Below are 24,333 nucleotides of genomic sequence, written 5' to 3'. Positions count from 1 at the left end.
GGAGAGGATGGTTTAGTGTTCACGCTGCATGGAAATGGCGTTGGCGCCGGCATCGCCATCGGCAGAGCGAGGATTATCCATCGACAGCGCCAGGAAATTCCCAAATACAACATTGAACCAGAGCGGATTGAGCAGGAAGTCGAGCGCCTTGCCGATGGCATAGAAAGCGCAATTCGGGCGCTGCGGACGATTAAAAAGCAGATGCCCGCCGAAGACGCCGATGAGGTCAAGGCCATTCTCGGGGCGCATTTGCTGATGCTGCAAGACCCGATGCTGCGCCAGGAACCGAGCGCCATCATCCGCGCTCAGGGCATCAATGCCGAGGCCGCGTTGCAGCAGCACGCCGACAATCTTGAAAAGGTGTTCCATGACATTGACGATCCCTATCTCAGCAGCAAATCAACCGACGTCGCCCAGATTATCAATCGCATACAGGGCGAACTGCTGGATGAGCCTGGCCGCCTAGCCGCGCAGCCCGAAGGAAAACTTGACCACCAAATTATCGTTGCCAATGATGTAACGCCGGCCGATGCCATCGAACTGAAAAAACATCGAATCGGCGCGTTTATCACCAATCTGGGCGGCCCGATTTCCCATACCGCGATACTCGCGCGCAGCATGAAAATCCCGGCCATAGTCGGGCTGCATGGCGCCATCCGCTATCTGCGCAGCGGCGATTTATTGATTATCGACGGCAAGCGCGGCGTGGTGCTGGTCAATCCGGACGAAGCGGCATTGCTCACCTACCGCCGGCGGCGGGAGAAAATTGTGCGGCGCATTCAGGAGATGGATTCGCTGCGCGATGCCGCCGCAGAGACGCTGGATGGCGTGCTGGTGTCGCTGAATGCGAACATTGGGCTGCCTGAAGAAATCGAAGACAGCGTGTCGCAAAATGCGGCCGGGGTCGGATTGTATCGAACCGAGTTTCTATACATGAATCGCGAGACCATGCCGGACGAAGAAGAGCAATACCAGATTTATCGCCGCGCATTGCAACAATCGGCCAGGCCGGTCACTATTCGCACTTTGGATCTGGGCGCCGACAAACAGGTCGATGGCGGCAGAGCGAGCGACGCCATCACCACCAATCCGGCGTTGGGGCGGCGGGCGATTCGCTTATGCTTGCATGATTTAAGTTTATTCAAGCCGCAACTGCGCGCGGTTTATCGCGCCTCGGCGCACGGCGAGACGCGATTAATGATACCAATGCTGTCCAACATTGACGAACTGGATCAACTGTTTGTGTTGCTCGATGAAGTGCAGCAAGAACTTGCCGGCCAGGGTTATGACTTTGACCCCGACCTCCAGATTGGCGGGATGGTGGAAGTCCCGGCCGCGGCCATCGCGGCCGACTTGTTTGCCGCCCGGCTGGATTTTTTATCGATTGGCACCAACGACCTGATTCAATACACCCTGGCCATAGACCGCATTGACGATGAAGTGAATTATCTGTATAACCCGTTGCATCCGTCGATACTGCGGTTGATCAAGATCACCATCGATGCCGGCAAAGCCGCCAATATTCCGGTTTCGATGTGCGGCGAAATGGCCGGCGATATTGAATATACGCGCGTATTGCTGGGCATGGGGCTGCGCGATTTCAGCATGGATCCGTCGGTGATTTTGCAAGTGAAGCGACAAATCCGGCTAACCGACACCGCCAAGATTGAACCCAAAGTCAAGCGGTTGTTAAAAACCGCCGACCAAAAAGTGGTAAAACAACTGATGAGTGAAATAAACCGATAATGGGTGACCATGACGGCAACGACAATAAACAAAACCTGACAACGCCAAACCGGCGCAAACCATCCGACGCAAAACAAACCGACACAAAATAAAGTGGAGTACAACAATGAATCTAACCCATCAAATAATTGAATACCAATCCAAAGGCGCCGCCCATCGCGGTTATCTCGCCTGGGACGCCGATGTCAAGACCCGCCGCCCCGGCATTATCGTCATCCATGAATGGTGGGGGCTGGACGCGCACATGCGCGGCCGCGCCGACCAGTTGGCGCGGCAGGGATATTGCGCGTTTGCCATTGACATGTACGGCGACGGCAGGGTCGCCGAAAATTTGGAGCAAGCCAAGGAAGCATCGGGCGTGGTCTATGGGGATATGGAAATGGGCGCGGCGCGCTTGCAAGCCGGCTATGACGCCTTGCTGCAACAGCCTCAGGTTGATGCGGAAAGAACCGCGGCCATTGGCTATTGTTTCGGCGGCGCCATGGTCTTGCACATGGCGCGCATCGGCTTGCCGTTGCGTGCGGTGGCCAGTTTTCATGGCGCGCTTAGGTCGCATCATCAGCCAGTTGTCGGGCAAGTCAAAGCCCGTGTGCTGGTCTGTCATGGCGGCGATGACGCCATGGTGTCAATGGATGACGTGGCCGCGTTCAAGCAGGAAATGGATGACGCCGGCGCCGACTATGAGGTGATTGTGCACGCCGGCGCGCAACATGGATTCACCAACAAGCAAGCGGATGTCAATGCGGAAAAATACGGCATTGCGGTGGGCTATAACGCGCAAGCGCAGCGCGAGTCCTGGGCGGCGATGACGGCGCTGTTCGAGCGCAGTTTTTAGAGTACGCCAATAAATTCGCGACAAACTGCGGACGCCAATAGTGTCGAAACCAAAATCCGCCGACCGCAAACGAATCTTCAAGGCCGTGGATTATTCCATGCAGGGCCTGGCCACGGCTTGGCAAAACCAGGCCGCCTTTCGCTACGAGTTGGTGGGTTGCGCGGTCTTGATTCCATTGGCTTTATGGCTGGCGGAGAGCGGCCTTGAGCGCGCGCTATTGATATTTGCGGTGCTGTTGGTGCTGTTGGCGGAACTGCTGAACTCGGCCATCGAAGCGGTCGTCGATCGATTTGGAGGAGAGCAGCATCCGCTCAGCGGAAATGCCAAAGACCTGGGCTCGGCAGCGGTTTTAATCAGCATCATAATGGCGTTGCTGGTTTGGGCGCTGGTGCTTTTCGGTTAAGGGCGCATTGATTATCCTGCTGGACTGATCAATATGAAAGACCTTGATTATGGCCCGCTGAAAGCGTTAATCGGGGTTTGGACCGGCAGCAAGGGTTTCGATGTGGCGCCGGAGCCGGATGGCGTGGAGAACAACCCTTATTATGAGACCATCGTTTACACCACGGTGGATGACGATGTCACCAATGCCGAATCACAGGTTTTGTCGGCGCTGCACTATCGACAAATCGTCCGGCGCAAATCGGATGACGAGGTGTTTCACGATGAAACCGGCTACTGGATGTGGGACCCGGAGGCGGAAATAATTATGCACGCGCTGACCATCCCCCGAGCGGTCTGCGTGCTTGCCGGCGGAAAATACGCGGGCGAAAAAACCGCGCAGGGACGCGTGATAATGGAGGTCGCGGCAAATATTGATGACGCCGACTGGCAAATCATTCAATCGCCATTCATGCAGGAAAACGCGCGCACCACCGCATTTCGCCACACCATAACCGTCGGCGGCGGCAGGCTGGCCTATTCGCAAACCACGCAAGTGGACATCTACGGCAAGGTTTTTGAACACACCGATGAAAATGAATTGGCGCTTCAATGAATCGCGGAGGCTTGGGAAACCTGGATTGATTCAGATTTTCCTGCAACCATTTGACGGCGGTCAACAACGCAATATAAGCACCATGCTGCGATGCCTTATTTCGCTTTGGAAACACGGATTCTGGCCCACGCGGAAACCAATTCAGAAATGACGACCAGCACGATAATGGACAGCAGGATCGCCGCGGTGCGGTGGGTCTCGATTTGCATGACATTGCGCTTCAAATACCAGCCCATTCCGCCGGCGCCGACGAAACCGACTACCGTGGCCGCTCGAAATGCGACATCCCAGGTATAGATGGCGATGCCGGTAAAGGCGGTGCGCACTTGCGGAAAAACGCCATAGACGAATACTTGCAGGTGGCTGCCGCCCACGGCGCGAATGGCCTCCACTTCGCCCATGTCAATGGCCTCGATTTCCTCGGAGAACAGTTTTCCGGCAAAGCCGATCGAGAACATGGTCAACGCCAGCACGCCGGGCAACATTCCAAAACCTAAAATCGTGACAAACAGGATGGCCCAGATCATCTCATGCACTGAGCGGCAGCCCATCGTGACCGCCCGGGCGATTGGATAGATATACCTTTGCGACGGGCTGACATTGTGGGCCGCAAACCAGCCGAGCACGATTGAAAACAGCAATCCAAACAATGCCCCCAAATAAGCCATTTGTATGGTCTCGACAATCGCCCCCAGATATTCCCGCTCTGCGACATACTCCAGGTCGGGCGGATAATAACGGTTGGCCAGAACATCTCCGAGACGTCCAAACATGCCCAGGATTCGGTCCAGCGGGATGTTCAGATAATGTATCGAGTAGGCGAAGAACACCAAACCGCTTAACAGCGCGCCGTACTTGACAAGCGTTTGCGGGTACTTGAAACGGCGCCATTCACGGTGAACATGGTCGCCTTGCATTGAATAATTTGGGAGTTGGCCGGATCGGTTCATGCCATTGCTCATTGTTCAAATCAGCGCTTTTCGGGAATAGTGGGACGCCACTTCGCCAATCAGAACCAGCCCGAAGATGGCGATGATGACCGTGGTCACGCCTGGGTAGTTGAAGGTGTGCATCTGCCGGAAAAAAACCAACCCCAGCCCGCCGGCGCCGACCAGGCCCAGAACCGCCGAACGACGGATATTGATTTCCCATTCAAAAATAACAATCCCTAAAATAACCGGCAAGACCTGAGGCAGTATCCCGTACAGCATCACCTGTAGATTATTGCCTCCCACCGCTCGAATCGCTTCAACCGGCTTAGGGTCGATGTTCTCGACCGCCTCGGCCGACATTTTCGCAATAAATCCGAGGGAGCGCACCGCAATGGCGAGAATGCCGGCAAACGCCCCGAGTCCAACGGCGGAGACGAAGATCAACGCCCACACGATTTCATGGATTGATCGACTGATGGTCATGGCCGCGCGCGCAATCGGATAGGTCACCGATTTGAGGGGGGTTACGTTCAATGCGCCGAACCAGATCGCCGGAATACAAATGACAAAGCCCAGCAACGTGCCAATACAGGCGATCATAAAGGTCTCGATGGCCGGCCCCAACAGGCTTGGGATGAGGGGAAAATCGATGCCGATGAAATGCGATATGGATTTGCCGATATCCGCCAGCGACCCGATTCGATCCCAGTCGGTGTCATCGATAACGGTCGCTTTAATGCTCCACACGATCAAGGCGAGCAAAAACAGGTAAAATCCAAACTGGATTCGCTGCTTTTTTTTGCGGCGTCTCACGATATCGTCCACGGTCGCCGGGGTCTCGTTTTGCGTCGTGTTTTGCATCGCGGGTTGCTCTGTTACAGGACTTCCATCGCGTAAATTTCCTCCAGATTCGCTTGCTTGAGAATCTCCGTTGGTCCATCAAACATTTTATTGCCGTCCTGCAAACCGATAATTTTGTTGCAATATTCCTTGGCGAGATCAACATTGTGGATATTGCACAACACGGGAATCCTGAGTTCCGTTGCAATGGTTTTGATCAGACCCATGACTTCCCTTGAAATTTTTGGATCGAGCGCGGAAGTCGGTTCATCCAGCAGCAACAGGTTGGGCTCCTGCATCAGCGCACGGGCAATGCCGACGCGTTGACGTTGTCCGCCGGAAAGCTGGTCGGCGCGCTTATCGACATGATCCTGCAACCCCACTCGCTCCAGCAATTCAAGCGCACGCTGAATGTCCTGGTTGCTGAACACCCTGAAAACACTTCGCAACGAGCCGACGTATCCAAGCCGCCCGGACAGAACATTGTCCATAACGGACAACCGGTTAATCAGATTGAACTCCTGAAAAATCATGCCAATATGACGACGCAGGCGGCGCAATTCCCTGCCGCCAAGTTTTAATACATCGACATCATGCAGTTTGATGGTTCCGGAAACAGGCTCAAGCAGGCGGTTGATACATCGAATCAGGGTTGATTTCCCCGCTCCGCTGGGGCCGATGATGGCGAAAAAGTCGTCCTCTTCGACCTGAAAACTAATCCCTTTCAGTATTTCCGGGCCCCTTGAACTGTATCTGGCCCTCAGATCGCTCACTTCAAGAATAGCCATTTCCTAGTCTCTTTACAGGCAAGCGGCCAAACAATCGGCCAAACAATCGGACTGGTCGGCTAAACAATCGGCCAAACAAATCGACCTGGCATGTTGGCTAATATGAGCGGTTGCCTGCGCGAGGCGTGGCAGACGGAGGTCCGTCTGCAACGCCTATTCGCCGAAACGCGTCGGTTTAGCCGCCTTGTTGCTTGCGCGCATCCTTGGCCTTTTTCAGATCACGAATCACGTCATAATCCGATGAAGTCATGGCCACGAACGTGTTCGACTTGACGTTTTCCAGAAACGCTTTTGCGTCGGGCTGGTCCTTCAGGCCAAGGAAAGTCTCGCGGATATTAGCCTTGATGTCCTCGCAAAGCGGACTGCGATAGACAAACGGATCCTGCGGAATGGCCGGCGAAGACCAGATCACATTGAAGTCCTCCAAGGCTACTTCGCCTTTGTCGACGACGTTGTCAAACCGATGGGAAGCGACGAAAGCGGCGTCCACTTTGCCCTGATGGACGGCGACGGTGGAAAGCTCGTGCGACCCGGTGTACACCGTCTTCTTAAAATAGTCGTCGATATCCATGCCAATGACTTTAGCGAAAACCACGCGCGGAACCAGGTTCCCGGACGTGCTCCCGGGGTCGGTAAGGCCAATGAGTTTGCCTTTGAGGTCTGCTATTGTTTTTAGACCAGAGCCTTTTTTGGAAATCAGCACCCCTTTGTAACCAGGACCTTCTTCCTGAAGATAGCCGGGTTTTTTTGCATAGGTTGCGAACACCTCAATGTTTTCGTCCTTGCCGTTAGCGATCACATAGGAATAGGGCCCCAGAACCGCAACATCGACAAACTCGCTCAGCAATCCTTCGACCACCGAAGCGTAGGAGGTGGGCATGAAGAAGGCGATTTTTTTGCCGGTCAGCTCCGCCATCCGGTCGGTCACCGGTTTGTACAGTTGCAGTTCCGCCACCGTCTCTTCCGTCGGGATGATGGCGAATGTCAGGGTGTCGGGGTTTTCGCATGAGGCCGCCAAGGCGACTGAATTGACGCCAATGCCAATGCTGAGCGAGATGGCTGTGGCGATGCCGAGCATCAATTTTTTTCTTGGCTGAATAACAGGAAGTGATGATATTAGAAGTTTCGTTTGCATTTCTCTTTCTCCGGTGATTTGATGTTGCTTGCGTGATTCCGCCCTTTTCGATTGGATTGGACGGTTGGATTGGGGATTCATTTTCCCGAACGATGAAATTTCCTATAAGGTGAATTTTTCCAGCACCCGCTTGGGGGCGCCGATGAAGTTGCGCCCGCGCTCGCCGGCCAGGGCCGCGGTCAGAAGATCTTTCCATTCGTCGCTTTGAACGCCATAGCTCGATGCTTTGGTGGCAACGCCCAAATTGTGAAGGAAATTTTCCAGTTCTACTGCGGCGGACTCGAGATCGTCGCCAAAAATCCGGCGAAGATTTCGATCGCACTCCGTATTTTCGCCAATCACACTGGCCAGGACCATTGGCAGGCTGAAGGAGCAGGCCAAGCCATGGGGAATGCTGTATTTGAGAGTGATTGGATAAGAGAGCGAATGTGCCAGTGCTGTTTTGGTATTGGAAAATGCCAACCCGGCAAACAGGCAAGCCCTTGCAACCCGCGCCCTGAGTGCGACATTTTTAAGGTCATCGACAAGCAGTGGCAGGGCCGCGATCATTTCCGTTGCCGCGAATACCGCGTGGTTGGCGGAAACCGGATTGCTGTTGCGGTTCCATATACTTTCAAGCGCATGAGACAGCGCGTCCAGCGCGGTGCTGATGGTCAGATCCTTGGGTACTCCGAGCGTCAGCGCCGGGTCGATAACCGCCTGCTGTGGATACAGGGCGTAGCGCGCCAACGAGTATTTCTTTTGCGCCTCCATATCCCATACCGTGGCCCACCGGGTTACTTCACTGCCGGTTCCGGCCGTGGTCGGCACGGCTATGATCGGATAAGCGGCCAAGCGCTCCTCGCCTTCGCCGGTTTCCAGAAACCGTCGCACCGGCGCAAAGCCTTTGTTGCTGGACGCCAATACCTTTGCCGTATCGATAACCGAGCCGCCTCCAAGCGCAACAATGACAGTGTCATTGCACACCGCCTGGGCAAACGTTTGGCAGGCGTCGGTCAAGGTTAAAAAGTCGGGATTTGGTGTGATGTTGTTGATGACGGCTTCGGGCTTGCCCGCCTGGCCGGATAATTTTGTCCCCAATCCATTGAAATAGGGCTGGTCGTAGGTCGCCAGACAATACGGGCGGTCTTCGATGAGTTTAGCGACAGAATCAAATGCGCCGACGCCGAAACAGATTCGTACTGGATTATGAAAACCCCACATAAGTTTCTCCAGAAATTAAACCGATGGACTGCCCACAACTAATTTGTCAGGACTAATTTGCCAGGACGCTGACAAAATCGTTGGATATAATGATGCCATAATGAACTATCATTTGACAAGTACAATATAAGAATGTCGATGTCAGCCGATGTTACTGCCGATGTCCACATGATGATTGCAAAATTGTGCCATAATTCGGCAAACCAAGCCTAATCAATCAAACGGCCCGAAACTTCAATTTTGCACCCATTAATTTTAAGAGGAAATATCATGTCAAATGTTGAAACTACCGAAGAAATAAAAGCCAGGAAAAAACAGAAAAAAGCCTTTAATGCAAAATACGAAAAAGAGCTGGAAAGATTGCAGGTTGAACTCATTAAATTACAAGAGTGGATAAAGCACGAAGGATTGAAGGTGGTGATCATCTTTGAAGGCCGGGATGCGGCCGGAAAAGGGGGCACTATTAAGCGAATTACTGAATCCCTTAACCCCAGAATTTGTAGTGTAGTGGCGTTGCCTGCGCCCACGGAAAGAGAGAAAACTCAGTGGTACTTTCAACGCTACGCCGCCCATCTTCCGGCTGCCGGCGAAATGGTCATTCTGGATCGTAGTTGGTACAACCGCGGGGGTGTGGAAAGGGTAATGGGTTTTTGTGACGATGAAGAGTATGAGGAATTCATGCGCAGTTGCCCTGAATTCGAGCGCATGCTGGTCAGATCTGGAGTCAAACTGATCAAATACTGGTTTTCCGTCAGCGACGAAGAGCAGGAAAGGAGGTTCCAGGATAGATCCGTAAAACCAACAAAACGCTGGAAACTCAGTCCGATGGATTTGGAGTCAAGAAAACGATGGGTGGAATACTCCAAGGCCAAGGATTTTATGTTTGCGCATACGGATATCAAACAAGCCCCCTGGTATGTGGTGAATTCCGACAACAAGAAAATCGCCAGAATAAACTGCATTACACACTTATTAAGCCTGATCGACTACGACGATCTCACGCCCAAAAAAGTAGAACTTGATAGGCGCCCGCCGATTGCAAAAAATTATGTGCGCCCGCCGATTGGCGACCAAAACTTCGTGCCGGAAATTTTTCCGGAAGCAGCGGGAGATTGAAACAGTGGATTGAAGCAGGATATTAAATCCGCTTATGCGTCTTTTGAATGTTAATAACTTGGGTTAATCAGGCGATTCCGAATTACTGCCGTATTCCAAATCCAGAGTTGAGTAACCGCAGGTTAATAACGAACAAGAGCACGATAAACCCCGTGATGATAACGAAAGACAGGCCGAGATTAATGTCGGAAATACCAAGGAAACCGTAACGAAACGCATTGATCATATAGAGGATGGGGTTGATATGGGACACGGCTTGCCAGAAATCGGGGAGCAGTTTGATGGAATAAAAAATGCCGCCAAGATAGGTGAGCGGAGTAAGGACGAAGTTCGGGATGATGGTTACATCGTCGAACTTCTGGGCGAATACACCGTTCAGGAAACCGGCCAGAGAAAACAGTACCGCAGTCAAGATGATAATACTCACCATTATTGGCAGGTTATGTACCGACAGTTTACTAAAAAATAGTGAGACGGTGGTGACCACTATTCCGACCACAATGCCACGTGCCACGCCGCCGCCTACATAGCCAAGCAGTATGATGCTGTTTGGGGCCGGCGAAACCTGTAGTTCCTCGATCGAGCGCTGAAATTTTGCGCTGAAAAAAGATGACGATACGTTGGCGTAGGCGTTGGTGATTACCGACATCAAAATTAATCCCGGAACGATAAAATCCATATACGGATGGCCGCCCATATCGCCAATTCGGGGACCGATAAGATTTCCGAAAATTATGAAGTACAGTGAGGTGGTTATTACCGGCGGCAGGACCGCTTGTTGCCAGATACGCATGAAGCGTGTGATCTCTTTACGCAAAATGGTCATAAATGCGATGCAATTCTCTTGCCAGTTCATCGGTCGTTGTTGCTCCTGTCGTTGGACTTTATGCCGTTGGATTTCGATGCGTGGTCGGTCATTTCCAGGAACAACTGCTCCAATCGATTGGTTTTGTTGCGCATACTTTGCACCCGAATGTTGTTGTCGGTCAGGGTTTCAAAGAATGGATTAATGCCCTGGGACTTTGGCACCACAACTTCCAGAGTCATATCATTTTTTAAGGTCCAGCTGTGTGCGTCGGACCGAGCCAGCCGATCGGGCAATTGGTCTAGCGGGTCGATCAGGTCAAGTACGTAGGTCTCTTGTTTGAGTTGTGCAAGCAGGTTTTTGGTGCTGGTGTTTTCTATGAGTTCGCCGCTTTCGATAATTGCGATGTTGCGGCACAGACTTTCCGCCTCTTCAAGATAATGAGTAGTCAAAATAATGGTTGTGCCTTTCTCATTTATTTCCGCGAGGTAGTCCCACATTGATCGCCTGATTTCAATATCAACACCCGCGGTGGGTTCATCCAGAATCAATAGCCGGGGTTCGTTGACCAGTGCTCGAGCGATCATCAATCGTCGTTTCATGCCGCCAGATAATGATTTTGTAGGCACCTCCTTTTTCCCTGACAGACCCAATTGATGGAGATAGTGGTCGGTGCGTTGCCTGGCGATTTTACGGCCTATGCCATAATACCCGGCCTGGTTCATAACGATTTGGTCGGCGGTTTCGAAAACGCTGAAGTTGATTTCCTGAGGCACGATACCGATGTATGATTTAGCCTTGGCAAAGTCGACATCGATATCCGCGTCAAAAACCTGTACCGAACCTGCGGATTTGTTGACCAGAGATGAAATAATGCCGATGGCGGTGGATTTGCCGGCACCGTTTTTGCCAAGCAACGCAAAAAAATCTCCTTGTTCAACGGTCATGCTAATGCCTTTTAGCGCGACTTGGCCATTGCCATAGGTTTTTTTTAGATTGGACAGGGTAAGCGCAGCAACCATGAATTATTTTTGCGTGAATTATGTTTGTGTTGTTTTGCTCGGGGTAAGCGCGCAAAGATGGTGCATTCTGGATAATTTTCAAGCTCCGATGCAGGCTTGATTATAGCGGTGCCATAAAGTTGGAGGCTCAGGCCGCGGACAATAAAGTTATAACCGTGTCATTGTTTTTCTTGGTGGTAATGATTTTCACTGGAATTTGTTGATTATGTTTATCCAGCCACAGGGTTACCGTGCGCGTGGCGTCGCCCAGTTTTTGGCGCGTCACTTTCCAGGTTTCAAATCGTCTGCCATTGAGTGTCAGAGTGTGTTGTTCGGGCGCTAAATAGACGTATTCCCTAATGCGTTTGGGGCTGATTTCCCGGACTGTTTGCCCTTGGATGGATTCAATGTCGCTGGTTATCAAGGTAATCGGGAAGGAGGGCGACTCGAAAATCTCATCTATATTTATTGGGATAATCTGTTCTCCCGGTTGAAGTTTGATGAGTCCTTGTTTTCGATCAATGACAAAGCTGCGCTCGACGGTTTTACTGCCGTGCGAGAGCGTATGCCCGCTCTTTAGATGGACTTTTTCGCGTTCAATGTCGAACCAGTTTTCTACCGTCAAACCGGTGATAAACATTCTGGCCAGGATATTCAAGTGACTAATGGCAGTGGTTTTGATTTGTTGTTGACTACGCTCAATGACAATTTCCAACTCACCCGCATTATGTTTTCCATATTTAATCGAATAGCGCAGTGTTTGGCTTTTGAGAGCTACCGCCTGAGACATGGACTGAGATATGACCTGAGATGAGACCTGAGCCGGGGCGCCGTGGGCTAACAGCATCAGAGCGCAAATAGCTAACGCCGCTTTAACTTTAATGGCTGTTAAGTTTAGCCGAATCATGCTCATGCTTATGGGGTTCATGCTTATGCGGCGGGCGTTTTTATCAGGTGGGCAAAATTGACTTTGCCCTCGGCGATCCATTGTATCGCCCTGGGATAAATTTTATGCTCTTCCCGTAAGACTTTTTGTCGCAGAGTGGCGGCATCGTCATGGGCATCAACCGCAACCTGCGCCTGTATGATGGTCGGGCCGGCATCAAGTTGCGCGGTGACAAAGTGCACGGTGGCGCCGTGGGTCTTGTCGCCGGCGTCAAGCACGCGCTGATGGGTATTCAGGCCCTTGTAATTGGGCAGCAAGGACGGGTGAATATTCACCAATCGCCCGTGGAATTGTTGCACAAATTGTCCGCCAAGAATACGCATGAATCCCGCAAGTATCACCAAGTCGGGATTATAGTTGGCAACGGCTTGCGCCAACTCGTTTTCATATTCGGCTTTGCGGGCATAAACTTCAGGCCGAATGACCAGCCCGGCAATGCCGGCAGCGCGCGCGCGCACCAGTCCATACGCCTGTTCGCGGTCGCTGATGACCGCGGCGATTTTGGCATCCAGGCGGCCCTCGTTGATGCGCTCTATGATGGATTGAAGATTGCTGCCGCGACCGGAAATGAGTGCCACCAGATTGAGAATTCGCACAGGCATTTATCGGCCATTTGGTTGGTCATTTATAGCGCGACTCAGTCCCGCCACACCACTTCGGTATGCTCGGATGCAATTATTTCTCCAAGGGCGCGAACCTGTTCACCCGATTGTTCAAGGCTGGCTATGGCAGCGTCCGCGTCTTTGGGGTCGACGCATATCACCATGCCGATGCCGCAATTGAAGGTGCGGCGCATTTCTGCATCTTCGATTTTGCCTTTCTCCTGTAGCCATTGAAACAGTGCAGGCAGGCGCCAGGACGATTTGGATATGTTCGCGCCCGTCCCGCGCGGCAGCACCCGGGGCAGATTCTCGACGATGCCGCCGCCAGTAATATGACAGATTGCGGTCGCCCGCACCGATTCGAGCAGCGTCAGGATCGATTTCACATAGATGCGCGTCGGCGTCAATAATTTTCCCCCCAGCGTGGCGCCATCGAATGATGCGCGCAAATCGGCTTTATTCACGTCAATGATTTTTCGTACCAACGAATAGCCGTTGGAATGGAGCCCGGTCGATGCCAAACCGAGAATCAGATCTCCGGCTTTTACCCGCTCTGGTGTCATTATTTTATCTTTTTCAACGATGCCGACGGCGAAGCCGGCCAGGTCATAGTCGCCGGATGGATACATCCCCGGCATCTCGGCGGTCTCCCCGCCAGTGAGCGCGCAGCCCGCTTGCAGACAGCCTTGGGCAATGCCTCGAACGACGGTTTCCGCTTGCTCGGGCTGCAGTTTCCCGGTGGCATAATAGTCGAGAAAATACAATGGTTCGGCGCCATAGACGATGATGTCATTAACGCACATCGCCACCAGGTCGATGCCAATGGTGTCGTGGCGATTCAGCATGGATGCAAGTTTCAGCTTGGTGCCGACACCATCGGTAGCGGATACCAGAACCGGGTTTTTATAATGTGGGGCGGGAATCTCGAACAATGCGCCAAACCCGCCTAGTCCCTGCAACACGCCGGGGCGAAATGTCTCCCGTGCTGCGCGCCTGATTCTTTCTACCAGTTCATTACCCGCGTCTATATTGACGCCGCTTTCGCGATAGCTTAACGATTCATTAGAGTTGGTTTGGCTGGTCATTATCGATAATAAGGCATCAGCTTGGGTTCGCGGTTAGGATCAAATATGTACTTGTATGCTTCGTACGCATGTCTGGATGCATCCCATAAACTGTCTGGGTTATTTTTAAGAATTTCAAGCCAGGATTTAATGTAACTCGCGTGTTGCAATTCACCCTTGATTCCCATACGCGCGCACAAGAAAGCCGTACCGAGTTCGGCAATCAGTTCTTCGAACGCATAGTCCGGATCGCCAAAACGACCAGTCAGGGTCCGGTTCAGGCGATTTTCATGTCCGGTCCAATGCTCGACTTCATGCCATAAAGTCGCCCAGTAATGGGCTTCGCCATCAGCGTAGCCAACGGAATTATTGAACTGCTCGATTTTGGGCATTATGATTAGGTCTTCGCTGGTTTACGCCATGGCATCACGCCTTTTTCCATTTCCTCAATGATATTGCGGATGATCTCTTTAGTGTCGATGATCTCGTCAGTGTCTGTCATATAAAAATTCCCGCGCTAAGGCCGTCAGGTTTCAGGATTTTAAGTTATTCAAGATAATCTTGCACATTTTTGTATAATCCCTACTTTATTAAATCACACCTTTTAATTACGAGAAGCCACTATGGCCGATGTCAAAAACAAACTGTATGTTGCCGATAATTTGGATGTGCTGCACGGTATGAATTCAAATACAGTGGATTTGATTTACTTGGATCCTCCGTTTAATTCCAAGCGGATGTATTCCGCCCCGATTGGTACGGCAAAGGGCGTGGTAGAGGCGGGTTTTCACGATATTTGGAATTGGGATGACGATGTGGATATTCGGCTGGAATCGTTCCTTGACAGCAACCCGCATTTGTTCGCCTATATTGATTTGGTTGGGCATATTCACGGTTTAGCGATGAAAGCGTATTTGACTTTTATGGCACAGCGGATTATTGAAATGCACCGCGTATTAAAAGACATCGGCAGTTTATATCTACACTGCGACCCGACTGCCAGCCATTATTTGAAAATTATTTTGGATTGGGTTTTTGGGAAGGATAATTTCAGGAATGAAGTTGTTTGGAGTTATCGGAGATGGACGGCTGGAAACAAAAATTTTCAGCGAATGCACGATATTATTTTTAGATATACAAAATCGGATCAGTTCGCGTTTAATGTTCAGTATGAACCCTATGGTGACTGGATAAAAAAAGACTATTCCTACACGGATAAAGATGGACGCAGATGGCGTTGGCACACGGTAAAAGGCAATCGGTATAAGGTTTACCTCGAAGATGAGAACAAAGGAGTTAAATTAAACGATGTTTGGCAAATACCCTATTTAGGATCAACAGCAAAAGAACGCACCGGCTACCCTACGCAAAAGCCACTTGCTTTGCTTGACCGCATTATCTCGGCAAGTTCCAACCCCGGCGATTTGGTCATGGATCCATTTTGCGGCTGTGCAACCACCTGCGTCGCCGCCCAAAATCTGCACCGTAAATGGATTGGCATTGATGTCAGCGATGTGGCGGTAGATTTGGTTGCCACGCGATTGCAGTACGACGAAGGCGGACAAGTGAAAATGTTCCAGGATTTCTTGCCATTAAAAACGCTGCCGATTCGCACCGACCAAACAAAATTAACTTGGGATAAAAAACAAATCCGCGAGCATTTCTACGGCAAGCAAAACGGAAGTTGCAACGGCTGCGGCGAGCATTTCACCCATGCCCGGCATTTTCATATTGACCACATCCACCCCAAATCCAAAGAGGGTGGTTGGGTGTTGGAAAATCTGCAGCTACTTTGCGGCAGTTGCAACAGCATAAAAGGCAACCGCCCTATGGAGTATTTGTTGAAAACCATTAAAGCACGAAGAAGCCAACAGCAGATTTATTAACCATCAATTTTTAACCAAACAGGAAATAAAATTTGCTGTCCCAAATCCCGAATCTATTGACCCTGGCCCGGATCGCGGTTTGTCCCATTCTGGTTTTGCTGTTGCATGACGGAAATTATGAGATGGCTTTAGTGTTGTTCTTTGCGGCCGGGATTACCGATGGGCTTGACGGTTATATTGCCAAACGGTTTGACTGCGTTTCAAATTTCGGGGCGGTGCTTGATCCGGTTGCGGATAAACTGCTGATTGCCAGCACCTATATCATGCTGGCGATTCTGGGCGACATCCCGTTTTGGTTGCTGATAGTGGTCATGTTCCGTGATTTGGTGATTGTCGTCGGATACTTTATTTTTGTGATGATGGGGATTGATATTCCCATGCGCCCGACCTATAGCAGCAAGGTGAACACCTTCGTCCAGATTTCATTGATGGTTGCGGTGCTGTTAGAGAAAGCATCGATTATCCAAGTCCCGCTAATCGTCGACGGGTTGATATTTGGCGTATTGATCACGACCGTGGTCAGCGGGGTTCAATACGTGTGGTTATGGGGCATTCGTCAGGAATTTGAGGGCGCTTCCGAAAAATGAATCGACAAACAGTGATTCCAATTGGTATTGAAGATGATGCCAGTTTGGAGTGCTTTTACAGCAAACGAAACCAGCCTTTAATCGAACAACTAAAAAATCTCCTGGCCGGCGCGCGCGCCAAGCGGGTATTGTATCTGTGGGGAGAAAGCGGCAGTGGTAAAACCCATCTGCTCAATGCGTGTTGCCGGGCGGCGGGAAAATCGGGCAGGCAAAATTTATATGTGTCACTCAAGCAACATGGTGGGCAACATGGCGGACGACTTGAGCAACTGAGTGATGTGCATAAAGACACGCTGGTTTGTATCGATGATCTACAGCAAATTGTGGGTTGCGCGCCCGGGCAGAACCAAATTTTTTCCCTGTACGAGAAAATTATGAATGGCGCGGGCATGAATGGGGCGGGCGCTATCGTGGTCAGCGGAACCAGCCCGCTTGGTTCAATCGGTATAACGTTAAAGGATCTTGAATCCCGATTATCCAGCGGCGGCGTTTTTAATATTTATGCGTTGGATGACGATGAAAAGCGAACCGCGTTAAAGTTAACAGCGACCAAGCGCGGCTTCGCGCTGGATGACGGCGTGGTTCAGTTCATCATGTCGCATTACCAACGCGACACCAAATCATTGTTCGCATTGCTGGATAAACTGGACCGCGGCTCTCTCCAGGCGCACCGAAAAATCACCATTCCCTTTGTCAAGACCCTGATGTAACGCTGAGGTGACGCCGTTATAGCTTGCACTTGGATAAAGCGGCCGCGCAGTTGGCCACTCGCCGACCCAGGATTTCGGCCAGCGCTTGTTCTTCCTTCGAGACCGGATTGGCGTTGTCGCCGCCGGCGACATGGCTGGCCCCATAAGGGCTGCCGCCGGATTGGGTTTGGGCCAACGGCGTCCCGCTATAGGGGATGCCGACCATCACCATGCCGTGATGGATTAACGGCAGCATCATTGCTAACAAGGTGCTTTCCTGACCGCCGTGCATGCTTGATGACGAGGTAAACACCCCAGCCGGTTTGTCCGCCAGCGTGCCGCTCAGCCATTGTGGCGCGGTTTGATCGAAAAAATACTTCAGCGGCGAAGCGATGCTGCCGAACCGGGTCGGGCTGCCGAGAATCAGGCCGTCACAGTTTTCGAGATCATCCGTGGTCGCATAGATATCGCCGCTTGTCGGGATTGCGCTTGCCGTTGCTTCGCATACCGTGGATACCGTCGGCACGGTGCGCATGATTGCCTGGCACTGAGTTACGCTTTCAACACCCCGGCCGATATGCTTGGCCAGCTCAGAAATTGATCCATGGCGGGTGTAATAGAGTATTAAAACTGTCGTCATATCGCATGTTTGTTAATTTTAGGCTAAACTAACATCATGCCGCAAATTGCTATCGTAAAGGAAACAATAGCTTACCTAAAGTTTTGGCTGGGCGTTTTAGTCGTTTCAGATATCACTTTAGTCGGTTGGCTCCTCACAAATGCTGATGCAGCCTCAAGTCTTAAAACATATGGCGCTATTATTGGCATTACCGTAATGACTAGTTCCGCACTCTTTGTACATAAGCGCATAGAGTACATGATCTCAACATTAAAAGAGTTATAGCCATGGAAATTTTATCTACTTTGATTTTACTTATTGTGATTAGTGTCTTTGCATTCATTGCGTACGACGCCACTCGCCAAAAATAAGCACCGCTAACAAAGCGACGGAGAAGATGCGGCATCGTTCGCATGTTTGTTATGGCATGAGTCGTGCCATGAGTCAGGTCATGAGTCATGCGCGTGTCAGCAGAAATTCCATCAACGATTTTTGCGCATGCAACCTGTTTTCCGCTTCATCCCAAATCACGCTTTGCGCGCCGTCAATCACCGCGGCAGTCACTTCGCTGCCGCGATAAGCGGGCAGGCAATGCATAAACAAGGCATCCTTCGCCGCCGCGCGCATCAAGTTTTCATCCACGCAATAGCCCGCGAATTTTTTCGCGCGCGCCTCCTTTTCTTTTTCATGACCCATTCCCGACCAGGTGTCGGTCGCCACCAAGGCAGCGTCTTTCGCTGCCGCTTCGGGGTCTTCGGTAAGCACAATATTGTTTGCGCAATCCTTAATCAAGTTTTGGTCTGGCCGATAATCCTTTGGGGCCGCAATGTGAAGTTCAAAATCCAGTTGGCGAGCGGCATTCATCCACGAGTGGCATACATTATTGCCGTCGCCGATCCAGGCAACTTTTCGTCCTTGAATAGCGCCGCGGTGTTCAGTAAATGTCTGGATGTCGGCAAGCAACTGGCACGGATGATTAAAATCAGACAAGCCGTTGATCACCGGAATGGTCGCATACTGCGCCATCTGTTCAATCCGTTCATGCGGCCCGGTGCGCATCACAATCAGATTTGCCATGCGCGACAGCACTCGAGCGGTATCCGCTATCGGCTCGCCGCGGCCGAGATGGGAATCCGCCGGTGCAAGAAAAATTGAACTGCCGCCAAACTGAGCGATCCCGGCCTCGAATGACACCCGTGTCCGGGTAGACGATTTTTCAAAAACCAAAACCGCAGACTGGTTTTGCATCAATGTTGAAAGCGTGCCCGCTCGCAACTCGGCCTTCAATTCGATCGCGCGCGCGATTATCAGCCGAATTTCCTCGGTGGTTAAATCCATCAAACTTAAAAAGTGGCGAACCGACATGGCGTATCTTCAATGGCGTATTTTTAACGGTGAATGCAGTTTACTCAAACGAGATAAAATTTTCCAATGATATAATCGCGCTTTTTGCGCGCCACAATTAAATATGCCAGAGACAAATAAAGCCGTGCTAAATAAAACAGAGAAAAATAAAAACGTGATAAATAAAACCGTGCTTGCCTATTCAGGTGGGCTGGATACTTCGATTATTATGAAATGGTTGCAGGACCAATATCACTGCGAAGTGGTAACCTTCACCGCGGATATTGGCCAGGGGGAAGACCTTGAACCGGCGCGGCGCAAAGCCGAGAAGTTCGGTGTCAAGGAAATTTTCATTGAGGATTTGAAAGAGGAGTTTGCCCGCGATTATGTGTTTCCGATGATGCGAGCAAACACCATTTATGAAGGAGAATATATGCTGGGAACCGCCATTGCCCGGCCGTTGATCGCAAAGCGTTTGGTTGAAATCGCGCGCAAAACCGGTGCCGACGCGATTGCTCATGGCGCCACCGGCAAGGGCAACGACCAGGTGCGTTTTGAGGTATCCGCCTACGCATTAAACCCCGATATTCGCATTATCGCGCCCTGGCGGGAATGGGATTTGACTTCCCGGGAAAGATTGATGGCATATGCCGAAACGCATGGCATTGAAGTTGAAAAGAAAAGAGACGGCGGTTCGCCTTACTCCATCGACGCCAACTTGCTGCATATTTCCCATGAAGGCGGAGAATTAGAGGATCCTTGGAATACGCCAGACGATCAGGTATGGAGCTGGACAACTTCGCCCATGGATGCGCCGGATGAAGCCGAACAATTGATCATTGGATTTAGCGGAGGCGACATCACCACCATCGATGGCAAGGCGTTAACCCCGGATGAGGTTTTAATCGCGCTCAATACATTGGGCTGCAAACATGGCATTGGCCGCGCCGATATTGTGGAGAACCGATATGTGGGCATGAAAAACCGCGGCTGTTACGAAACCCCCGGTGGCGCCATCATGCTGAAGACCCATCGCGCCATGGAATCGCTGACCCTGGATCGGGAAGTGGCGCATTTGAAAGACGAACTCATGCCGCGCTATGCGAAATTGATTTACAATGGTTACTGGTTTAGCCCGGAGCGATTGATGATGCAAAAAATGATTGACGCCTCTCAGGAGTCGGTTAACGGCGAAGTCAGGATACGGTTGTACAAAGGCAATGTCGATGTGCTTGGCCGCCAATCGGCTTCGGATTCATTGTTTGATAAAAAAATTGTAACGTTTGAGGAAGATGCCGGCGCCTATGATCAGTCAGATGCCACTGGCTTTATTAAATTGAACGCGCTGCGGCTTCGTATTGCCGCGAACAGAAAGCGCGACACAGATTTTTGATGCTGGCGATTTTTGACTGACGAAACCGACCGTCCGGCATTGAATGCGCGCCCTTCATTGATCTCAATCATTGTTCCGATTTATAACGAAGGCGGCAATGTGGTTAAGTTAGTGGAGCACTTGCAGCGGCTCGAGGGATTCCATGAGGCGATTCTGGTGGATGCCAGCGACCAGCCGGATTCCAGGGCCATGGTGACTAACGCCTTGCGGGCCCTGCCGAAATCATTGCTCTCCAGTCCGACCAGCAATGCATCAAAGATTGGTTTGGTTGCCAGCACTGAATCAGGCCGCGCCGCGCAAATGAATTTAGGGGCAAAATCCGCCGATGGCGATATTTTGCTCTTTTTGCATTGCGATACGAGATTGCCCGATGACGCGATGAAGTTGATTCGGCGGGTTATTGAAAACGGTTATGGCTGGGGTCGATTTGATATATCGCTGGAATCGAAAGGATTGATTTATCGGGTAATAGAACGAATGGTCAATCTTCGGTCTCGAGTGCGCCGAATTGGCACCGGCGACCAGGCGATGTTCATCGCGGCATCTTTGTTCCATGAATGCGGCGGCTATCCGCGCATCGCGTTAATGGAAGATATCGCAATCTGTAAAAAGCTTAATCGACATTCCCTGCCCGGGTTGATAAAAAAAGCCGTGGTCACCTCGGCTCGTCGCTGGCACAACAAAGGGGCTTTGGCGACCATTTTGCTGATGTGGAAGTTGCGCCTGCTGTTTTGGATAGGCGTGGATTCCAACCGGCTTGCCCGTATGTATGACGATGACGAATGACAATGATCGCGCAAATGATTGCCAGGGCCCAACTGCCGCTGTACTTATTTGCCAAGGCGCCCATTCCCGGGTTAGTGAAAACCCGAATGCATCCCCATTTGAGCGACATTCAGTCGGCACGGTTGGCAACGCTTATGCTGGAACAATCAATCGATAAAGTGTGTCGGTTCTGGCCGGGGAAATTGATGCTGACTGTTTCACCCAGCATTCATGACCCGCTGTTTCAAAATTTTGCGCGCAATAATGACCTGGATTTGGAAGCCCAGATTTCAGGTGATCTGGGTGAAAGGATGACGCACGTGATGCACAAAGGCATTGAACAATTTGGCAGTGCTGTGGTGATGGGCTGCGACGTGCCGCAGATAACCCATGAAATATTGGTTCAGGTCCACCGATTATTGGCGGCAAAAAATAATGTCATCGGCCCGGCCAGCGATGGCGGGTTTTATTTATTAGGACTCAGCCAGATAGCGGCGGGGGTTTTTGAAGGGGTTGATTGGGGCGGCAGTCAGGTATTGTCCCAGGTTTGCGGAAATTTCCAACGCCTGGGCATCGCGCTATCGCGCTGCGCCGAATTGCGCGACATCGATAATTGGGACGATCTATGCTGGCTTGGGGCGCAGGATCAAAGATATCAAGGGTTTGTGACCTGATTATTGCCATGGACGGCATGTAGGTCGCGGGCGCAGGATGCACAGGAGCGACCATCACCATCACCACACCATCATCACCGTCACCACCACCATCATCGCCACCGATCATTTTCACTAGCGCCTATTTCCCATGCCCACTAAACAGACCCATTCCTACGCCCCGACGGTCAAGTTTCAATCCAGGTTTTTGAAACCGAAATACTGGGCGACATGGTTGATGTTGTCATTTTTATGGCTGGTCATGTGGCTGCCGAGAAAATGGACTATGAAGATCGGTGCATTTGTTGGCGATCAAATGCATCGATACAATTCCAAGCGCCGTCGAATTGCCGAAGTTAATATTCGATTGTGTTTCCCCAATCTCTCGAAAATCCAGCAACAGCACATGGTCAAGGAACATTTTCGTTGCTATGGCCGGGGGCTGGTGGACCTGGGTTTGGTGATGATGGGATCGGTTCAACGCGTTGAAAAATATTCGGACGTGGTTGGATTTGAGCATTTAAAGGCATTGCCGAAAACGCAAAAAGTAGTGCTTGTTGCCTATCACACCACGACTTTGGACATGGGTTGGCGTTTAGTATTGGCGGACGTGGATCTGGTCTCTATGATGAAACGTGACAAAAATCCGGTGCTTAACTGGTTTCTGTATCGCTCACGAACGCGCTCTAAAAAGGTGCTTGTTTTGATGCGCGATCAGGGTTTGCGCGGCATTATCGAGGGCATGAACAACGGCAAACTTTGCTACTTTATTCCAGACGAAGATTTTGGAGATGGCAAGCACGCCGTATTCGCGCCATTTTTTGGGCAACAACGCTCGACCTTGAACATAGTCAGCCGCTTGGCCAAAATCACCGATGCGGTGGTCATCCCGAGTATCTGCCGACTGATGCCGGAAACCGGCCGATACCGAACCACCCTATGCCCACCGCTGGAAAATTTCCCCACTGGCAATTATGTCGCCGATGCGACCAATATGCATCAGGCAATGGAGAAACTAATCCTCGATGCCCCGGAACAGTACATGTGGACTTTTCGCTGGTTTCGAACGCGGTCGGATGAACAGCCCGGTCGTTACCAATAGCGGCTCAGACATATGTTTTCAGACACAATATTTTCATCATGGGCATGAATATTTTAGTGATAAAACAAACCTCTCTGGGCGATGTGTTGCACGTCAGTGGTCATATTCGGTCGATTAAAAAACATCATCCGCGTAGCAAATTGTTTTTGTTGACCGCCAATACTTCAGCCGATATTTATCGACACAGCCCCTGGGTTGACGAGTTAATACTGGTTGATCGTGATGGCATCAAGGAGAACTGGCGCAAGAAACCGATGTGGGCGATGGCGGAGATGATGCGGACCATGTCGCAGGTGCGCGCACACCAGTTTGATCTCGCCATTGATTTTCAGGGGCTGGCGAAATCGGTGTTTTTTCTTTATGGTGCGAAAGCCGAAAATAAATTTGTTAAGGGAAACTGGTGGGGGCTAAAAGGGTTCAGGAATAAAAACTTGCATGCCATAAAGGAAATGGATCAACTTCTGCAGGTTGCTGGAATCCCGACTACGGACACGAGCATGGAGTTGGCCGTTGGCGCCGACGACAAGTGGGCGATAGACCAGTTGTTGTTGAAAATCAATCCCGAACGCAAACCCATGCTCATTGTCAGCCCATTTTCAAGATGGCCTTCGAAAGACTGGCCGCTGGAAAATTATATGCAAGTAGGTGAAGCCGTATCCAACACCTATCAGGCCGTGTTCACCGGAACGCCCGATCGAAAAATGCACATTGACCAAGCCATCGCGGACGGTGGCCGCCAGATGATAATCAATGGCGCGGTCAACCTGGCCGGCGCATTGTCGTTGCTGGAATTCGCCGAACTCGTCGCTCGCGCATCGTTGATGCTGACCGGCGACAGTTTTCCAATGCATGTCGCCGCGGCGAAACAAACGCCGGTCATCGCCTTGTTCGGCCCCACTGACGAAAACAAGGTGGGACCGCTGGGTGCGCGGGATCGTATTATGCGCGCGCCGGGATGCGATGTATGCGATAAACGTCATTGTCCCCGCCATTGTTTGTCTCGTCTGCACAGCGATGAGGTTATTCGCGCAATTAATTTGCACGCGCCGTGAATGCGCGCTGACGCAACACCCCGGTCCGTCATCCCAACGAAAGAACGTCACCCCTGCGGAAGTGCAAATAATGCAGGAGCAATTATTTGCCGACCGCTAGGGATGGTGGAAGTGCAAATAATGTCGGGAACAATTATTTGCCAAAGCCACTGCGGTGTGGAGCGGCTAATGCCGCACATGTTTCACTGGATGCCAGCGTGCGCTGGCATGACGGGCCTAGGGCGATGAAGTCG

Annotated in this window: 27 protein-coding genes; 14 read left to right on the top strand and 13 right to left on the bottom strand. The window is 51.3% G+C overall.

Translation table 11 applies throughout. From position 1 onward, the window contains the following. Positions 1-15 precede the first annotated feature (15 nt). From ptsP to ACP158_RS13890, 4 genes are all read left to right on the top strand, one after another. Positions 16-1,746: a phosphoenolpyruvate--protein phosphotransferase gene (gene ptsP / locus ACP158_RS13905; protein ID WP_424946707.1), complete on the top strand. Its 1,731-nt coding sequence runs from the start codon at positions 16-18 to the stop codon at positions 1,744-1,746. Positions 1,747-1,852: 106 nt separating this feature from the next. Then, positions 1,853-2,581, top strand: a complete 729-nt coding sequence (locus ACP158_RS13900; protein ID WP_424946706.1) for a dienelactone hydrolase family protein — start codon at positions 1,853-1,855, stop codon at positions 2,579-2,581. A gap of 97 nt (positions 2,582-2,678) precedes the next feature. Beyond that, positions 2,679-2,984: a diacylglycerol kinase gene (locus ACP158_RS13895; RefSeq protein WP_424948474.1), complete on the top strand. Its 306-nt coding sequence runs from the start codon at positions 2,679-2,681 to the stop codon at positions 2,982-2,984. Positions 2,985-3,017: 33 nt separating this feature from the next. Next, positions 3,018-3,578 carry a heme-binding beta-barrel domain-containing protein gene (locus ACP158_RS13890; RefSeq protein WP_424946705.1) on the top strand — a complete coding sequence of 187 codons (561 nt, stop codon included), beginning with the start codon at positions 3,018-3,020 and terminating at the stop codon, positions 3,576-3,578. Positions 3,579-3,673: 95 nt separating this feature from the next. On the opposite strand, the gene phnE (ACP158_RS13885) is transcribed toward ACP158_RS13890, so the two are convergent. The 5 genes from phnE (ACP158_RS13885) to psrA form a co-directional block, all read right to left on the bottom strand. After that, positions 3,674-4,528: a phosphonate ABC transporter, permease protein PhnE gene (gene phnE, locus ACP158_RS13885; RefSeq protein ID WP_424946704.1), complete on the bottom strand. Its 855-nt coding sequence runs from the start codon at positions 4,526-4,528 to the stop codon at positions 3,674-3,676. Positions 4,529-4,543: 15 nt separating this feature from the next. Further along, on the bottom strand, positions 4,544-5,371 hold the full coding sequence (phnE, locus tag ACP158_RS13880; protein ID WP_424946703.1) for a phosphonate ABC transporter, permease protein PhnE: 828 nt from the start codon (positions 5,369-5,371) through the stop codon (positions 4,544-4,546). A 14-nt stretch (positions 5,372-5,385) separates the two neighbouring features. Then, on the bottom strand, positions 5,386-6,138 hold the full coding sequence (gene phnC / locus ACP158_RS13875; RefSeq protein WP_424946702.1) for a phosphonate ABC transporter ATP-binding protein: 753 nt from the start codon (positions 6,136-6,138) through the stop codon (positions 5,386-5,388). A gap of 175 nt (positions 6,139-6,313) precedes the next feature. Continuing rightward, positions 6,314-7,273 (bottom strand): phosphate/phosphite/phosphonate ABC transporter substrate-binding protein, encoded by a 960-nt coding sequence (locus tag ACP158_RS13870; protein WP_424946701.1) that lies wholly within the window; start codon positions 7,271-7,273, stop codon positions 6,314-6,316. Between the two features lie 102 nt (positions 7,274-7,375). Further along, complete coding sequence (gene psrA / locus ACP158_RS13865) at positions 7,376-8,476, bottom strand: iron-containing alcohol dehydrogenase PsrA (RefSeq protein ID WP_424946700.1); 1,101 nt, start codon at positions 8,474-8,476, stop codon at positions 7,376-7,378. 270 nt (positions 8,477-8,746) lie between these two features. Between psrA and ppk2 the strand changes: the two genes are divergently transcribed. Continuing rightward, on the top strand, positions 8,747-9,592 hold the full coding sequence (gene ppk2, locus ACP158_RS13860; protein ID WP_424946699.1) for a polyphosphate kinase 2: 846 nt from the start codon (positions 8,747-8,749) through the stop codon (positions 9,590-9,592). Between the two features lie 82 nt (positions 9,593-9,674). Here ppk2 and ACP158_RS13855 read toward each other — a convergent pair whose 3' ends face one another. The 6 genes from ACP158_RS13855 to ACP158_RS13830 form a co-directional block, all read right to left on the bottom strand. Further along, positions 9,675-10,448, bottom strand: coding sequence for an ABC transporter permease (locus ACP158_RS13855; protein ID WP_424946698.1), 774 nt, complete (start codon positions 10,446-10,448; stop codon positions 9,675-9,677). After that, positions 10,445-11,419 carry an ABC transporter ATP-binding protein gene (locus ACP158_RS13850; protein WP_424946697.1) on the bottom strand — a complete coding sequence of 325 codons (975 nt, stop codon included), beginning with the start codon at positions 11,417-11,419 and terminating at the stop codon, positions 10,445-10,447. Before ACP158_RS13850 ends, ACP158_RS13855 begins: the two co-directional genes overlap by 4 nt. A gap of 127 nt (positions 11,420-11,546) precedes the next feature. Further along, the gene (locus tag ACP158_RS13845) at positions 11,547-12,326 is read right to left on the bottom strand and encodes a DUF3108 domain-containing protein (RefSeq protein ID WP_424946696.1); all 780 of its coding nucleotides are present in this window, start codon (positions 12,324-12,326) and stop codon (positions 11,547-11,549) included. Positions 12,327-12,328: 2 nt separating this feature from the next. Next, a complete protein-coding gene (gene purN, locus ACP158_RS13840) occupies positions 12,329-12,946 on the bottom strand; it encodes a phosphoribosylglycinamide formyltransferase (protein ID WP_424946695.1) in 618 nt (205 codons plus the stop codon). A gap of 35 nt (positions 12,947-12,981) precedes the next feature. Next, positions 12,982-14,031: a phosphoribosylformylglycinamidine cyclo-ligase gene (gene purM / locus ACP158_RS13835; protein WP_424946694.1), complete on the bottom strand. Its 1,050-nt coding sequence runs from the start codon at positions 14,029-14,031 to the stop codon at positions 12,982-12,984. Next, positions 14,031-14,402, bottom strand: a complete 372-nt coding sequence (locus ACP158_RS13830) for a zincin-like metallopeptidase domain-containing protein (protein WP_424946693.1) — start codon at positions 14,400-14,402, stop codon at positions 14,031-14,033. The genes purM and ACP158_RS13830 overlap by 1 nt, the downstream gene beginning before the upstream one ends. Positions 14,403-14,633: 231 nt before the next feature. On the opposite strand from ACP158_RS13830, the gene ACP158_RS13825 reads away from it, so the two are divergent. The 3 genes from ACP158_RS13825 to hda are packed head-to-tail and all read left to right on the top strand — an operon-like array spanning position 14,634 to position 17,193. After that, the gene (locus ACP158_RS13825) at positions 14,634-15,896 is read left to right on the top strand and encodes a DNA methyltransferase (protein ID WP_424946692.1); all 1,263 of its coding nucleotides are present in this window, start codon (positions 14,634-14,636) and stop codon (positions 15,894-15,896) included. A 32-nt stretch (positions 15,897-15,928) separates the two neighbouring features. Next, positions 15,929-16,483: a CDP-alcohol phosphatidyltransferase family protein gene (locus ACP158_RS13820; RefSeq protein ID WP_424946691.1), complete on the top strand. Its 555-nt coding sequence runs from the start codon at positions 15,929-15,931 to the stop codon at positions 16,481-16,483. Continuing rightward, on the top strand, positions 16,480-17,193 hold the full coding sequence (gene hda, locus ACP158_RS13815; protein ID WP_424946690.1) for a DnaA regulatory inactivator Hda: 714 nt from the start codon (positions 16,480-16,482) through the stop codon (positions 17,191-17,193). The genes ACP158_RS13820 and hda overlap by 4 nt, the downstream gene beginning before the upstream one ends. A gap of 16 nt (positions 17,194-17,209) precedes the next feature. On the opposite strand, the gene wrbA is transcribed toward hda, so the two are convergent. Continuing rightward, complete coding sequence (wrbA, locus tag ACP158_RS13810; protein WP_424946689.1) at positions 17,210-17,812, bottom strand: NAD(P)H:quinone oxidoreductase; 603 nt, start codon at positions 17,810-17,812, stop codon at positions 17,210-17,212. A 36-nt stretch (positions 17,813-17,848) separates the two neighbouring features. Here wrbA and ACP158_RS13805 point away from each other — a divergent pair, with 36 nt between their 5' ends. After that, positions 17,849-18,076 carry a hypothetical protein gene (locus tag ACP158_RS13805; protein ID WP_424946688.1) on the top strand — a complete coding sequence of 76 codons (228 nt, stop codon included), beginning with the start codon at positions 17,849-17,851 and terminating at the stop codon, positions 18,074-18,076. Positions 18,077-18,247: 171 nt separating this feature from the next. On the opposite strand, the gene argF is transcribed toward ACP158_RS13805, so the two are convergent. Beyond that, positions 18,248-19,156: an ornithine carbamoyltransferase gene (gene argF, locus ACP158_RS13800; RefSeq protein WP_424946687.1), complete on the bottom strand. Its 909-nt coding sequence runs from the start codon at positions 19,154-19,156 to the stop codon at positions 18,248-18,250. Between the two features lie 103 nt (positions 19,157-19,259). Here argF and ACP158_RS13795 point away from each other — a divergent pair, with 103 nt between their 5' ends. The 5 genes from ACP158_RS13795 (at position 19,260) to ACP158_RS13775 (ending at position 24,100) form a co-directional block, all read left to right on the top strand. Next, the gene (locus ACP158_RS13795) at positions 19,260-20,528 is read left to right on the top strand and encodes an argininosuccinate synthase (RefSeq protein ID WP_424946686.1); all 1,269 of its coding nucleotides are present in this window, start codon (positions 19,260-19,262) and stop codon (positions 20,526-20,528) included. Positions 20,529-20,540: 12 nt separating this feature from the next. Next, the gene (locus ACP158_RS13790) at positions 20,541-21,314 is read left to right on the top strand and encodes a TIGR04283 family arsenosugar biosynthesis glycosyltransferase (RefSeq protein WP_424946685.1); all 774 of its coding nucleotides are present in this window, start codon (positions 20,541-20,543) and stop codon (positions 21,312-21,314) included. Then, positions 21,311-21,967 (top strand): TIGR04282 family arsenosugar biosynthesis glycosyltransferase, encoded by a 657-nt coding sequence (locus tag ACP158_RS13785; protein WP_424946684.1) that lies wholly within the window; start codon positions 21,311-21,313, stop codon positions 21,965-21,967. Before ACP158_RS13790 ends, ACP158_RS13785 begins: the two co-directional genes overlap by 4 nt. Positions 21,968-22,097: 130 nt before the next feature. Beyond that, on the top strand, positions 22,098-23,048 hold the full coding sequence (locus ACP158_RS13780; RefSeq protein WP_424946683.1) for a lysophospholipid acyltransferase family protein: 951 nt from the start codon (positions 22,098-22,100) through the stop codon (positions 23,046-23,048). 44 nt (positions 23,049-23,092) lie between these two features. Beyond that, positions 23,093-24,100, top strand: a complete 1,008-nt coding sequence (locus ACP158_RS13775; protein ID WP_424946682.1) for a glycosyltransferase family 9 protein — start codon at positions 23,093-23,095, stop codon at positions 24,098-24,100. Positions 24,101-24,333: the final 233 nt, after the last annotated feature.

The sequence above is a fragment of the Candidatus Spongiihabitans sp. genome, from assembly GCF_965247905.1.
Taxonomy (GTDB): domain Bacteria; phylum Pseudomonadota; class Gammaproteobacteria; order Arenicellales; family Poriferihabitantaceae; genus Spongiihabitans.
The sequence above is the reverse complement of the archived record's forward strand: the minus strand, read 5'-3'. Positions and strand labels throughout refer to the sequence as shown.